We start from the raw sequence: 14,452 nt of genomic DNA on the forward strand, positions 1-14,452 counted from the left end.
CTGGTGAAATCTATACTCAAGGACATGTCGCAGCCTGTGCCCGTGCCCGACCTCGCGCTGATTCCCCTGTTCAGCGCGGTGAGCCCCGAAGACCTCAGCCGGATCCGCCGGAGCGTGAAGGCGGTCGGCCACCGCAAGGGCGAGGTGATCGTGGAGGCGGGTGACGCGCACCGGTGGTTCTACTACGTGCTCAGCGGGGACGTGCGCCTGGTCGTCTCCTCGGACACCGCCGAGCAGAAGGTGATCTCCCTGGTCTCGGCCGGCCAGACCTTCGGCGAAGCCCTCCTCTTCACCGGGCGGCCGTACCCCGTTTCGGCCGTGGCGCTCTCTCCTGTGCGACTCCTCGCCATCCCGCACGGCCCGGTGCTCGAACTCGCGCAGCAGAGCCCCGACTTCGCCCTGCGGATGGCCGGCGGCCTGGCCCGGCGGCTGCACCAGCTCGTCTCCGACGTCGAGTCCTACGCCCTGCACAGCGGAACGCAGCGGGTGCTGGCCTACCTCGAACAGCTCGCCGCGGACGGCCGCGGGCGGCCCCTGCGCTACCCGGCCCGCGTCCAGTTGCCCGCGGACAAGGGCGTCATCGCCTCGCGCCTCAGTCTCAAGCCGGAGACCTTCTCGCGGGTCCTGCGCCGGCTGTCCCAGGCCGGCACCATCCTGGTCGACGGGCGCCGCATCACCCTGCTCGCGCCGCCCGAGCCGGGCACCGGCCTGCTGTAGCCGGCCCGGTGCCGGACGCTCAGGCGCTCAGCCGCTGCGCGCCCGTGTACACGTTGCCCTCGCGTCCCCGCAGGAATCCCACGACGGTCACGCCGAGTTCGGTGGCGAGGTCCACGGCCAGCGTGGAGGGTGCGGAGACGGCGGCGAGCACCGGGATGCCGGCCATGGCCGCCTTCTGGGTCAGCTCGAAGGAGGCGCGGCCGCTGACCATCAGGATCCGCCCCCTGAGCGGGAGTTGCCCGCTGCGCAGTGCCCAGCCGACGACCTTGTCCACCGCGTTGTGCCGGCCCACGTCCTCACGGGCGCACAGGAGCTCCCCGTCCGCGGTGAACAGACCGGCCGCGTGCAGACCTCCGGTCGCGTCGAAGGTCTTCTGCCGCGCGCGCAGCCGTTCGGGCAGGGCGTACAGGACCTCCGGCGCGAGCCGTACCGGATCCCCGGCGACGTCCCAGCGGGACGCGGTGCGGACCGCTTCGATGGTGTCCTTGCCGCAGACTCCGCAGGCGCTGGACATCAGGAGGCTGCGGTGGGTGGACAAGGGCAACGGGGCTTCCCCGTCGCGCAGTTCCGCACTGATCACGTTGTAGGTGTTGTGACCGTCGGTGCCGGTGCCCGCGCAGTAGCGCAGGGACACCAGGTCCTCGGTGGTCGCGGCGAGGCCCTCGGACACCAGCAGTCCGGCCACCAGGTCGAAGTCGTCCCCGGGGGTGCGCATGGTCACCGTCAGCGGCTCCCTGCCGAGGCGGATCTCCAGGGGCTCCTCCCCGGCGAGCGTGTCGGGGCGCGTCGTGGAGGTGTCGCCGCGCAGCTTGAGGACGGGGCGTCGTCCGGTGACCCGGCTCATGGCGGCTCTCCTTCAGATGACGGCGACGGCGCCGGGGCCGCTGTCGGGTTCGAAACGGATGATGACGGCCTTGTAGACGGGGGTGTTGCTGATGTCCGAGGTGGCTTCCAGGGGCACGAGGACGGTGGCTTCGGGCATGTAGGCCGCCGCGCAGCCCCGGGCCGTCGGGTAGGAGACGACCTTGAAGTGGGCGGCCCGGCGCTCGCGGCCGTCGGGCCCGTCGGAGACCAGGTCGACGTAGCCGCCCTCGCTCAGTCCGAGACCGTCGATGTCCTCGGGGTTCACCAGGACGACCCGGCGCCCGTCGTGGATGCCGCGGTAGCGGTCGTCGAGTCCGTAGATCGTGGTGTTGTACTGGTCGTGCGAGCGCAGGGTCTGCAGCAGCAGCCGGCCTTCCGGGACGGCAAGGACCACCATGTCGTTGACGGTGAAGTTCGCCTTGCCGGTGTGGGTGGGGAAGCTGCGGCTGTCGCGGGGTGCGTGCGGGAGGGCGAAGCCTCCGGGTCGGCGCACCCGTGCGTTGAAGTCCTCGAAGCCGGGCACCACGCGCTCGATGCGCTCGCGCAGGGTGTCGTAGTCCAGGGCGAACTCCTCCCAGGGCACGTCGTCGCCGGGTCCCAGGGCGGCGCGGGCCATCGCGCAGACGATGGCGGTCTCCGAGCGGAGCGCCGGCTCGCTCTTCAGGCGGCCGCGCGAGGCGTGGACCAATCCCATGGAGTCCTCGACGGTCACGAACTGCGGTCCGGCCTCGGTGTGGTCGGCGTCCGAGCGTCCGAGGGTGGGCAGGATCAGGGCGCGCCGGCCGGTGACGAGGTGGGAGCGGTTGAGCTTGGTGGAGATCTGCACGGTCAGCGCGCAGCGCCGTACCGCTTCCTCGGTGACCGGGGTGTCGGGGGCCGCGGCGACGAAGTTGCCGCCCATGCCGACGAAGACCCTGACCTTGCCGTCGCGCATGGCACGGATGGCGTTGACCGAGTCGTAGCCGTGGTGCCGCGGCGAGGTGAAGCGGAACTCGGCGTCCAGAGCCTGGTGGAAGGCCTCGGGCATGCGCTCGAAGATGCCCATGGTGCGGTCGCCCTGGACGTTGGAGTGCCCGCGTACGGGGCAGACGCCCGCGCCCGGCCGGCCCACGTTGCCCCGCAGCAGGAGGAAGTTGACGATCTCGCGCAGGGTGGGCACGGAATGCTTGTGCTGGGTGAGCCCGAGGGCCCAGCAGACGATGACGCTCTTGGCCTCGCGGACCATGCCCGCGGCCTGCTCGATCTGGGTGCGGGGCAGCCCGGTGGCCGCCAGTACGTCGTCCCAGCGGGTCGTGCGGGCGTCGCGTTCCCAGGCTTCGAAGCCCAGGGTGTGTTCCTCGATGAAGGCCCGGTCCACGACGGAGCCGGGGGCCGCGTCCTCCTCTTCGAGGAGGAGCCGGTTCAGGGCCCGGAAGAGGGCGAGGTCGCCGCCGGCGCGGATCTGCAGGAAGAGATCGGTCAGCTTGGTGCCGTCACCCACGACGCCACGGACGTGCTGCGGGTTCTTGAAGCGTTCCAGGCCCGCTTCGGGCAGCGGGTTGACGCTGATCACCTTGCCGCCGTTGCCCTTGGTCTTCTCCAGGGCGGCCATCATCCGGGGGTGGTTGGTGCCCGGGTTCTGGCCGGCGACGATCACCAGGTCGGCGTGGTGGATGTCGTCGAGGGAGACGCTGCCCTTTCCTATGCCGAGGGTCTCGACCAGGGCCGATCCGGTCGATTCGTGGCACAGGTTGGCGCAGTCGGGCAGGTTGTTGGTGCCCAGGCGCCGGGCGAAGAGCTGGAGGGCGAAGGCGGGTTCGTTGGGCGTGCGGCCGGAGGTGTAGAAGACGGCCTGGTCGGGAGAGTCCAGGGCGGCGAACTCCTCGCCGATGATCTCGTAGGCCCGCTCCCAGCTGATGGGCGCGTAGTGGCTCGCGCCCTCGTCGAGGAACATCGGCTCGGTGAGGCGGCCCTGCTGGCCCAGCCAGTACCCGGACCGGCCGAGCAGTTCCGCCACTCCGTACCGGGCGAAGAAGGCGGGGGTGACCCTGCGCCGGGTGCCCTCCTCGGCGACGGCCTTCGCCCCGTTCTCGCAGAACTCGGCCTTGTGGACCTTCGACTCCTCGGGCCAGGCACAGCCGGGGCAGTCGAAGCCGTCGGGCTGGTTGACCCGGAGCAGCGTACGCGCGCTGCGCACGACGCCCATCTGCTGCTGGGCCATGCGCATCGCGTTGGTGACCGCGTGCACGCCCACCGCGTGGTGTTCGGGCGGGGTGATGCGGGGGTCGTCCTGAACGGGATCGGACCCGGGTGCGCGGCCGGCCATCATGCTCCTCGATGCGGTCGCCGTGCCCGCACCGGTCCCCTTCGGGTCCCGTGGGACCGGCGAAGCGATCACAACCCTACGAGGCTACGGCGGCCCGGACGGTCCACCGGCGGGACCAAAGCACCTGTTCGGCCGGCTGAAGGTCGCCGGTCCTGCCGGCCGAAGGTCCGGGGGCGTGCGTCAGCAGGTCTTCCGGTAGGGGAGGTCCGGAAGGTAGGTGCTCCAGTCGGACCGGGAGAGGCCGGTTCCCGAGCGGGTGCAGACGGACTCGGCCAGGCGGTCCGGGGTCACCTGGTGGGTGCGCACGGTGCTGTGTTCGCCCGCGCTGTGCAGGGTCGTGCCGTCCGGTGAGAAGGCGACGGCGACGATCCCGTCGCCGGGGGTCGGCAGCGGCGGTCCCAGAGGCCGGCCCGAGTTCACGTCCCAGAGCCGGAGCGTGCCGGAGGCGCCCCCCACGGCCAGGGTGCGGCCGTCGGGGGAAAAGGCCACGGCGGTGACGGCCTTCTCCGTCGCGGAGTCGAGGCCGATCGCGTCCGCGCCGGCCGGGAGGGTGGCCAGACGCCGCTCGGCCTCGCCGTCCCACAGGGTGACCCCGCCCGTCGTGTCGCCGACGGCCAGGCGCGTGGTGTCGGGGCTGTAGGCCATCACCCCGCCCTGTTCCGTGGTGGGGCCCCGTTCGGTGCGCCGGCCGGTGGCGATGTCGAAGGTCTCCGAGGAGGTTGCCAGCAGCCGGCCGTCCGGGCGGACCGCGACCCGTGCGGACCGGTCGCTCCGCGGGGTCGCCACGGGGGAGGTCCGGTCCTTCGTGAGGTCCTGGGGGCGGGTCCGGCGCCCGCTCTGCACGTCCCGGACGTCCAGGGTGTCGACGCCCGCCCGGGTCGTGAGCAGCGACCGGCCGTCGGGTGAGACGGCCATTCCCGTGATGGGCATCCGGGCGGCGAAGGGCGGTTCCGGGTCCGTGGGGAGGGGCCGGGCCGTGTTCGCCGGTACGTCCCACAGCGCCGGCTCCCGGGAGCGCGGTGCGCGCGCCCCGTCTGCCGGCCGGTCCTCCCCCGCGTCGGAGGCTTCGGCGAAGTCGGTCCGGGCGTGGGCGAGGGTGCGGCCGTCCGGGCTGAGCGCGAGGAGGCCGCGGCAGTCGTGTCGCGCGGGAGTTCCGGTGGGTTCCGGTACGGCTTTCGGGCAGTCGGCCGGCGGGGTACGGGCCGTGCGCCGGCCGTCGGCGACGGAGTAGGCCTCGAACCAGGTGCTGTCTCCCTGCCGGCGGTCGACCGCGACGGTCGTGGCGTCCGCGCTGAAGGTGCCCGTCGATGCCGGTTCGGCGTTCCAGTCCGCCGTCGCGGCCGTTCCGTAGGAGATCGTGCGCACCACGGTGTCGCCGAGCCTGCGTTCGGTCAGGTACCGGATGACGCCGTCCTTCGGGTCGATCCGGAGCTGGGAGGCGGCCCCGTTGGTGAGGGAGTACCGGAAGACCGGCCGTTCGGGTGCGGAGAGCCGCCACATCAGGATCTCCCGGCCGTCGACGGCCGCGGCGAACCGGCCGTCGGGGCTGGTGGTCACCTCGGTCAGGCCGGGGTGGTTGATCCCCTCCGGTTCCCGGCCCGTGACCGGGTCCCACAGGCTCAGGCCGGCCGCCTCCTGGGCCGCGAGGACGGCGCCGTCGCCGGTGAAGCGGAACGAGTCCACGGCGCACGCTCCGGGCCGGGAGGCGGGGAGCTCGGCGCGCCGGGCCACGTCCCAGACCCTCAGGGGCACGTCGGCCCGTTCGTAGGCGCCGACCGCGTCCCCTCCCCGGGCGCACACGGCCAGGTGGCGTCCGTCCGGGCTGAGCGCCCACATCGGATGCCGCCCGGTCGGCACCTCCAGCAGGGTGCGGCCGCTCCGTGCGTCCCGGAGCGAGAGCCGGCCGGCGGCGCCGTCCATGTCCAGGTCGGCGAGGACCTGTTCGGCGGCCGTCCAGCCGATGGAAGCGCCCACCGGGACGGGCACGGCGTCGAGCGCAGTCCCGGACACCAGGTCCAGCCGTCGCGCCCCGTTCCCGGTCGCGGGCTCGGGCTTCGCCCGGCCCCCCTGCACCAGGGCGGTGCGGCCGTCCGGGGAGACTCCGCGGAACAGGGACATCGGGTCGAGGGCCGTCTCCGGTCCGACGGCCGTCTTCTTCGTGACGTCCCAGGCGCGCAGGGAGTCCACGTCGACGGTGACCGCGATCCGGCCGTCCGCGCTCAGCCGGACCGGGGACGCGGGGTGGGTGGTCCAGGGGCCGGCCTCGTCCGGTACGTCGTAGGCGTCGACTTCGGCCTGCACGGACGCCGCGAGCAGCGCCGACCGGGTCTCGGCGGTCTCGGCGACCCGCCAGGCGGCCACGCTCAGCCGCATCGCCAGTGCGGGGTCGGAGCCCCGTAGGCCCTGGGCCACCGCTGCCAGCTGGGCGGCGGCCAGCTCCTGCCCCTTGGCCTTGCGGATCTCGGCGGCGACGCGCTGCCGGACGTTGTCGCGGCCCTGCTGCCAGGCGGTCGTGCTCGCGACCGTGAGGAGGACGAGGAGGAGGCCGACGACGGAGGTGACGCCGCGACGGATGCGGCGCGTGCGGGCGCGGGACGCCAGGCCCGCACGCAGGAACTCGCGCTCCGCCGGGACCAGCTCGGCGGCGCGTCCCGCCTCTGCGGCGAAGGTGGCCTCGGCCTCGGCCAGTTCGTCTCCGCGCAGGAGCGCCCCGGCGTCGCGTCGGCGGGTCAGCCAGTTCTCGGTGGCCTGGGTCAGCCGGCGGTGGCGCCGCAGCCGTTCGCGATCGGTGTCGATCCAGCCGCGCAGCCGCGGCCACGCGGTGATCAGGGCCTCGTGCGCCAGGTCCACCACGTCCCGGTCCAGGGTGACGAGCCGGGCCCGGGCCAGCCGGTCGAGCACGGCACCCGCTTCGGCGGCCTCCGGCGAGTCCGGGGGCACGAGGGTGTCGCGGGGTACGGGCCGCCGGGTGTCGGGGGCTCCGTCGCCGGGGGTGATCAGGTTCAGCAGGAGGCGGCGCGCGACGGGGGCGCGGTCGGGCCCGAGGGCCGCGTACACCTCCTCGGCGGTCTGGGCCAGGGCGCCTCGCAGGCCGCCGGCGGCCTCGTGTCCGGCCAGGGTCAGCGTGCGCCCGCGGCGGCGCCGCCAGGTTTCCAGCAGGGCGTGGGAGAGCAGCGGCAGGCTGCCGGGTTCGCGGGTGACCTCTTCCACGAGCCGGGCCGTAAGGGCGCGTTCGACGGTGAGGCCGGCCGCCGCCGCGGGGCGCACGATCGCGCCGCGCATCTCCTCGGCGGTCAGCGGGCCCACGGGGAGGGCCGCGGCCCGGGCGGCCTCGGCCAGGGCGGGGTGGGCCAGGCAGTTCGCGTAGAAGTCGGCGCGCACGGCGAGCACCACGCGGAGCCGGCTTCCGGGGTGGCGGGCGGCGAGGAGGGCCGCGAGGAACTCGCGTCGCTGGACGGGGTCCGTGCAGAGGGTGAAGACCTCCTCGAACTGGTCGACGATCAGCCAGGTCTCGCCGTCTCCGGCGGCGGGGGTGAGGACCGGTGCGTGGGTCTGCATCGGGTGTTCGCCGGGGGTGAGGACGCGCAGGGCCGCGGCGGGCGGCAGTGGTGGTGCGCAGCGGCGCAGTCGCGGGATGAGACCGGCCCGCAGCAGGGAGGACTTGCCGCTGCCGGAGGGGCCGAGGACGACGACGAAGCGGTGTTCGGCTACCAGGTCCGCCAGTTGGCCGGTCAGCCGTTCCCTGCCGAAGAAGACGGCCTCGTCCTCGGGTTCGAAGCGGGTCAGGCCCCGGTAGGGCGCCGTGCCCGCGCCGTCGGCGCCGGGTCCGAGGGAGGCCGGCGCGTCGGTCGCGGCTTCTGCTTCGGCTTCGGCGGCGGCCTCGCGCCACCGGCGTTCCCATTCCGTCCGGGCGCCTCCGCAGGCCCCGGCGTAGGCCAGGGTCACGGGCAGGCTCGGGAGGCGGTTTCCGGCGGCGGCCTGGGAGAGCGCCGTCACCGAGTAGCCGGCCAGCGCGGACAGTTCCCGGTAGGGGACGGAGCCGGCCGCGCGGCGCAGTGCGCGGAGCTCGGCGGCGAGCCGGGCCGTGGGACCGGCTCCCGGATCGAGCTCCTTCTCCGGCCTTCCCGCACCGCGTCCCATGGTGTTCCCTCCCCCGGGATCAAGATCTTTTCCACCGTATGCGGGGGCACCAGCAGCCACAAGGGCCTCTTCGGCCACGGAAAACAATTGTTCAGCGGCCCGGATCGAGGCTGCTGAACAATCCGTGAGCCGGTGGACTGCTGCCGTGCCCCGGTCGCCGAGCGGCCCGGACGGTCCGCCCCGCCCACCTCTGCTTCTCCCCCTGGAGGCTGGTGGGACCCGGGCCTGCCGGGCCCCGGCGGCCGGCGGCACCCCCAACCCCACGCACACACCGCGTACGCCACGTACGCCACACGACGGGGCGCGCGCCACGGCTCCGGCCGCCGTGCGCGCCTTCCACAGGAGCAGAGTTGTTCACACGGACACACATGCCTCGACGCGCCGCGGGGGCCCTCGCCCTCGCGACCGCCGTCGTCGCCCTCAGCACGGGGCTGACCGGCCCCGCGGGGGCGGCACCCGCCTCCTCCCCCACCCGGAGCACCACGGGTGCGCCCGTGACCGTCACGCTGATCACCGGTGACCGGGTGACCGTGAACGGCAGCGGCGCCGTCGTGCGCTTCGAGCCCGGCAAGGGCCGCGAGCGCGTACCGGTCCAGATCGAACGCGCCGACGGTCGCACCCTGGTCCTGCCCGCCGACGCCCGGGCCCTGCTGGCCGCAGGCAAGCTGGACCGGCGCCTCTTCGACGTCACCACGCTCGCCGACCCGGCGCTGCGCTCGCTGCACCGCGGCGGGCTCGGCCTGATCGTCCAGTACGAGGGCTCCGCCGGGGCGGCGCGTGCGGAGCTGCGGTCCGCCGCCGGCAAGGGTGCGGGGCGCACCCTCCCGACCGTCAACGCCGAAGCCGTCAAGGCCTCGCCCGCTGATGCCACGAAGGTCTGGGAGGCCCTGACGCAGCCCACCGCGCGCGGCCTGCGCGCCGCCGGCGCCGGCATCGGCAAGGTGTGGCTGGACGGGGTGCGCAAGGCGAGCCTGGACAAGAGCACGAAGCAGATCGGTGCCGACCGGGCCTGGCAGGCCGGGTTCGACGGCACGGGCGTGAAGATCGCCGTGCTGGACACCGGTGTCGACACGTCCCACGCGGACCTGAAGAGCCAGGTCGTCGGGGAGAAGAACTTCTCCGACTCCCCCGACACCATCGACCGCGTCGGCCACGGCACCCACGTGGCCTCCACCGCGGCCGGGACCGGGGCGGCCTCCGGCGGGGCGATGAAGGGCGTGGCGCCCGGCGCCAAGGTGATCAGCGGCAAGGTCCTCGACGACCGGGGCTACGGCTCCGATTCGGCGGTCATCGCGGGCATGGAGTGGGCGGTCGCCGAGGGTGCGTCCGTCGTCAACCTCAGCCTCGGAAGCCGCGACTTCCCCGGCGTGGACCCGGTCGAGGCCACCGTCGACCGGCTGTCGGCGGAGAAGGGGGTCCTGTTCGCCGTCGCCGCGGGCAACGACGGTGCCGGCGAGTCCACGGTCGGCTCGCCCGGCAGCGCCGACGCCGCTCTGACCGTGGGCGCCGTCGACAGCAAGGACGTCCTCGCGCAGTTCTCCAGCCGGGGCCCGCGCGTCGGCGACGGCGCGGTCAAGCCCGACCTCACCGCGCCCGGCGTGGGCATCGCCGCCGCGGCGGCCCCGGGGAGCAAGCTCGACACCGACCCAGGGGCCCAGCACCCCGCCCCGGGCTACCTGCGGCTCAACGGCACCTCCATGGCCACCCCGCACGTGGCCGGAGCGGCGGCGCTGCTGAAGCAGAAGAACCCCGGCTGGACCGGGACCGAGCTCAAGGGCGCACTGACCGCGTCCACGAAGGACGGCGCGGCCGGCGTCCAGGAGCAGGGCACCGGCCGCGTACAGGTGGACAAGGCCCTGACCCAGACGGTGATCACCGAGCAGCCGTCGGTGTCCCTCGGTACGGCCCAGTGGCCGCACTCCGACGACAAGCCCCTCACGAAGAAGATCGCCTACCGCAACCTCGGCGCGAGCGACATCACGCTCGACCTCGCGGTGGCCGGCACCGACTCCCACGGCAAGCCGGCCCCGGCCGGGTTCTTCGCGCTCGGCGCCACCAAGGTGACCGTGCCCGCCGGCGGACGGGCCGAGGTCGACCTGGCCGCCGACACCCGGCTCGGCGACGTCGACGGCGCCTTCTCCGCCTACGTCACCGCCACCGGCGGCGGCCAGTCCGTCCGTTCGGGCGCGGCGGCCGTCCGCGAGGCCGAGGCGTACGACGTCACCATCACGACCGTCGACCGCGACGGCGCCCCGGCCCGCGAGTTCGCCCACTCCCTGTTCGGAATCGGGGGCGCCGCCGACGGCATATGGACGGGGGTCGGCAACGAGTCCGGCTCCGGCACCCTGCGTCTACCCAAGGGCACCTACGCCCTGCACGGCGCCGTGTACCAGGACGCCTCGGATCTCACCAAGGGCGTCGACTGGCTCGTCCAGCCGCGGCTGGAGGTCGCCGGAACCACCAAGGTCACGGTCGACGCACGCACCGCGAAGCCGGTGGACATCACCGTTCCCGGTCTGGCCACGGCCGACTTCGCCCTGCCGTACTACCAGCAGGAGGTCGGCGAAGGCCACCTCGGCAACGGGTGGGTCCTCCCCAAGGGGTACACCGGGTTCCGCTCCGCCCACATGGGGCCGGAGGTGACCGACGGTTCGCTCACGCAGAGCTGGCTCGCGACCTTCCTGAAGGCGCCGGCCTCCCAGTACAACGTCGCCCTCGGTGGCGTCACGAAGCGTCTCGCCACCGGGTACGAGCGGCACCTGAAGGCCACCGAACTGGCGAAGCTCTCCGTGGAGATGGGCGCGTCCGCCCCCGGCAAGTCCGGTTACGCCTACGCCGCCCCCACCCTGCCCGGCATGGCCCAGGGCGACTTCTACGGGGCGGTCCAGCCCGCTCCCGGCACCCGTACGCTCATGCTCTCCGCCGTCGACGGAGCCACCTGGCGCAGCGGGTTCTGGCAGCTCGGCGCCCCGAACGCGGACGGCGAGCAGCGCGTCGAGGCGGACCAGGCCGCCCTGGAGCCGAAGCGCTACGCGGCGGGCTCCACCCACCGCGAGACCTTCAACACCGGCGTCTTCTCACCCCTCCTGGGCAGCCCGGGCCTGGGCGTGTTCCGCAGCGCACCCGACCCGGAGACGGGCAAGCAGACCATCACCGGAGCGGTGCCGCTGTTCGCCGACGGCGCCGGCCACGCGGGTTCCTCGGCGCTCACCAAGACCGCCACCACCCTGTACCGGGGCGGAGTCAAGGTCGGCGAGAACGAGGACCCGCTGAGCGGGTGGGAGCCCTTCACGGTCGACGCCGCCGATGCCGAGTACCGGCTGACGACCTCCGTCGAGCGGTCCGCGGACGTGTCCGCCGTCTCGACCCGCATCGACACGAGCTTCACCTTCCGCTCGGGTCAGGTCGCCGCCCACACAGCGCTCCCGGTTTCGACGGTGCGCTTCGCGGCCCCGCTCGACATCTCGTCCCGCGCCCCGGCGGGCAAGGTCACCCGGATCCCCGTGACCGTGCAGGGATCGGCCGCAGGGAAGAACCTCAAGTCGCTCACGATCTCGGTGAGCCTCGACGGCGGCACGACCTGGAAGCGGGTCAAGGTCACCGACGGTGCGTTCTCCGTCCGGAACCCCGCGAAGGACCAGGGCATCTCCTTCCGGGCCCAGGTCACCGACAAGCAGGGCAACGCGTCCGAGGTCACGATCGTCAACGCCTACCTGGGCAAGTGATCCCGGCTTCCTGAGCCCCGCTTGACCGCTTGATCGCCCGCCCGCCCGTCACGACACGGGGCGGGCGGGCGCTCGGGCGTCCGCCCGGCTCGGATCACGTGCGTGCAGGTGGTCCGGCCGCTGCCGATCTCCACCCCCCTTTCCACCCCTGGGTCCAGGTGTCGCGCGCCGCCCCGTAGCAGCCTTGAGGGCATGACAACGACCGAGTGGATCACCGACATCGCCCTCATCCTGATCGTCTTCCGGCAGCTCCGGGAAGGACGGCTCGACCTCAAGTCCTTCCTGCTCCCGCTGGGGATCGTGGCCTTCGTGGCCTACTCGTACCTGGACACCATCCCCACCGCCGGCCACGACCTGACGCTGATCGCGGTCCTGGTGGGCGCGGGCGCCGCGCTCGGCATCGCGGGCGGCGTCTACACCCGGATCCGGACGGTCGACGGGCACGTCCTCATCAAGGCCGGAGTGGTGTCGGCCGTCCTGTGGGTCGTGGGCATGGGGGCCCGGATGGGCTTCCAGCTGTGGGTCGAGCACGGCGGCGCCGCCGATGTCGCCCGGTTCAGCGTCACCCACCAGATCACCAGCGACAAGGCCTGGGTGGCGGCGTTCGTCCTCATGGCCCTCACCGAGGTGGTCACCCGGCTGGCGACGATCTTCATCCGGAGCCGCGCCCACACGGTGCTCCGCCCCGTGCCCGTCCTCGACCGCACGGCCTGACCATGCAGTATGTTCTGCGCATGCCCCCTCACGAGAGCCCGCCGTCCCCCGGGACGGCAGCCTCTCCGGAGGCCGCCCGGCGTCCGGTCCCCGGACAGGATCCGCGGGTCCGCTGGGCCATGACCCTGGCGGTCATCGTCGTCGGAGTCCTGACGATCCGGCCCTTGGGCTTCAGCGGCCAGGGCTTGGCCGTCCTCGTCCTCTTCGTGCTCAACACGGCAGCGTTCCTGGCCCGGGGCCTGCCCGAGACGGCCGCGACCCAGCGGTTCGCCCCCGTCTGGCTGACCGCCGGTGTCCTCGCGGCGGCCGCCCTGATCGGTGTCAGCAGCAGCGGAACGGGCTACCTCTTCGCCTTCTTCATCACCGGTCACATCGGATACCGGCTGGAGACCAGGTGGGCCCTCGGCCTCGCGGGACTCTGCAGCGTCCTCTGCGCCGCCGTCCTGTACTTCCACCTCGGGCCGGGGTACGAGCAACTGCCCTGGGTGCTCGGCCTCGCCACGGGCACACCCGTCCTGGTCGGCATCCTCAACCGCAGTCAGCGCCAGGCCGTACGGGCGGTGATCGCCGCGTCCGAGGCGGCGGAACGCGCCGCCCGGGCCGAGGCGCGGACGGCCGTGCTGAGCGAACGCGGCCGGATCGCGCGCGACGTGCACGACGTACTGGCGCACTCGCTGGCCGGGATCAACATGCAGCTGGAACTGACCGACGCACTGATCGACACCGGCGACCTGGAGAAGGTCCGGGAGGCCAACTCCAAGGCCCACGCCCTGGTCAAGGAGAGCCTGAAGCAGGCGCAGTGGACCGTGCACGCGCTGCGCGAGGACGCGCTGCCGCTCGTGGAGAGCCTGGCCGCGATGGTCGAATCCTCCGGTCACCACGACGCCCTCACGGTCATCGGCACGGCCCGTGAGCTACCGACCCACGTGACCCAGAACCTGCTGCGGATCGCCCAGGAGGCACTGACCAACGCCGCGCGGCACGCGCCCGGAGGCGACGTCGGCGTGGAGCTGAGGTTCACCGCGGCATCGACGACGCTGACGGTCCGCAACCGCCCCGGCACCCGCGAGGTGCACGCGGGGCCCGGCAGTGGGATGGGGCTGATCGGCATGCGCGAACGCGTCGCGCTCCTGGACGGAACCGTTACGGCGGGTCCGGTCACCGAAGGACCGGACCGGGGCGGCTGGCACGTGGAGGCAGTGATTCCGGGATGAGCGAACCGACCGAAGAGCCGCAGAAGTTGAGGGTGGTCGTCGCCGACGACCAGGCCGCCGTCCGGGAGCCGCTCGCCGCGGTGCTCGGCCTGTCCGGGGACATCGACGTCGTCGCGGCCGCCGCGGACGGAACCGAGGTGCTGACGGCCGTCGCCGCCGGGCCCGTGGACGTCGTCCTGATGGACCTGAGGATGCCGGTGATGGACGGGATCGAGACGACCCGCCGCCTGAGCGAGCAGTACCCGCAGGTGGCCGTGGTCGTCCTCACCACGTTCGCCGACGACGACTCGATCCTGGGCGCACTGGGCGCGGGCGCGCGTGGGTACCTGACCAAGAACGCGGGACGCCAGGACATCACCCGGGCCATCCGGGCCGCCGCGGCCGGCCAGTCCGTGCTCGACCGCGAGGTGCAGGACCGGCTGCTCGCCTCGGCCAGGGGTACGACCACGCAGGCTTCCGAGCCGGGACCCGCCCTGCCCGCGGACCTCACTCCCCGCGAACGCGAGGTGCTCGCGCTGATCGGCCAGGGCCTGCCCAACCGCGGGATCGCCGAGAGGCTCTTCATCAGCGAGGCCACCGTCAAGACCCACATCAACAACCTGTTCGCCAAGGCCGGCATCCGCGACCGGGCGGCCGCGGTACGGCGCGCCATCGAGGCGGGTCTGGCCTGACGCCGTCGCGTCCCCTCTCCTTCCCACGGCAACGATTCCACATCCGCCGGAGGTAATCCGGCCAAAAGTCTTCCGGCGCGATGCGACATGTGAAATTTTACA

At 73.3% G+C, this 14,452-nt stretch carries 8 protein-coding genes; 5 read left to right on the forward strand and 3 right to left on the reverse strand.

What is annotated here, in order from left to right; translation table 11 throughout:
- The first annotated feature begins 24 nt into the window (after positions 1-24).
- The gene (locus tag ACZ60J_RS06425) at positions 25-717 is read left to right on the forward strand and encodes a Crp/Fnr family transcriptional regulator (protein ID WP_469679299.1); all 693 of its coding nucleotides are present in this window, start codon (positions 25-27) and stop codon (positions 715-717) included.
- Between the two features lie 19 nt (positions 718-736).
- Here ACZ60J_RS06425 and fdhD read toward each other — a convergent pair whose 3' ends face one another.
- The 3 genes from fdhD to ACZ60J_RS06440 form a co-directional block, all read right to left on the reverse strand.
- Complete coding sequence (fdhD, locus tag ACZ60J_RS06430) at positions 737-1,561, reverse strand: formate dehydrogenase accessory sulfurtransferase FdhD (RefSeq protein ID WP_469679300.1); 825 nt, start codon at positions 1,559-1,561, stop codon at positions 737-739.
- Positions 1,562-1,573: 12 nt separating this feature from the next.
- Positions 1,574-3,886: an FdhF/YdeP family oxidoreductase gene (locus tag ACZ60J_RS06435; RefSeq protein WP_469680251.1), complete on the reverse strand. Its 2,313-nt coding sequence runs from the start codon at positions 3,884-3,886 to the stop codon at positions 1,574-1,576.
- Between the two features lie 180 nt (positions 3,887-4,066).
- Positions 4,067-8,026, reverse strand: coding sequence for an nSTAND1 domain-containing NTPase (locus tag ACZ60J_RS06440; protein WP_469679301.1), 3,960 nt, complete (start codon positions 8,024-8,026; stop codon positions 4,067-4,069).
- Between the two features lie 368 nt (positions 8,027-8,394).
- Here ACZ60J_RS06440 and ACZ60J_RS06445 point away from each other — a divergent pair, with 368 nt between their 5' ends.
- From ACZ60J_RS06445 to ACZ60J_RS06460, 4 genes are all read left to right on the forward strand, one after another.
- A complete protein-coding gene (locus tag ACZ60J_RS06445) occupies positions 8,395-11,751 on the forward strand; it encodes a S8 family peptidase (protein WP_469679302.1) in 3,357 nt (1,118 codons plus the stop codon).
- A gap of 192 nt (positions 11,752-11,943) precedes the next feature.
- Positions 11,944-12,465 (forward strand): hypothetical protein, encoded by a 522-nt coding sequence (locus ACZ60J_RS06450; RefSeq protein WP_469679303.1) that lies wholly within the window; start codon positions 11,944-11,946, stop codon positions 12,463-12,465.
- 2 nt (positions 12,466-12,467) lie between these two features.
- Positions 12,468-13,679 (forward strand): sensor histidine kinase, encoded by a 1,212-nt coding sequence (locus ACZ60J_RS06455; protein ID WP_469679304.1) that lies wholly within the window; start codon positions 12,468-12,470, stop codon positions 13,677-13,679.
- The gene (locus ACZ60J_RS06460; protein ID WP_469679305.1) at positions 13,676-14,350 is read left to right on the forward strand and encodes a response regulator transcription factor; all 675 of its coding nucleotides are present in this window, start codon (positions 13,676-13,678) and stop codon (positions 14,348-14,350) included. Before ACZ60J_RS06455 ends, ACZ60J_RS06460 begins: the two co-directional genes overlap by 4 nt.
- The last annotated feature ends 102 nt before the right edge of the window (positions 14,351-14,452 follow it).

The organism is Streptomyces sp. NPDC104226 (genome assembly GCF_055584085.1).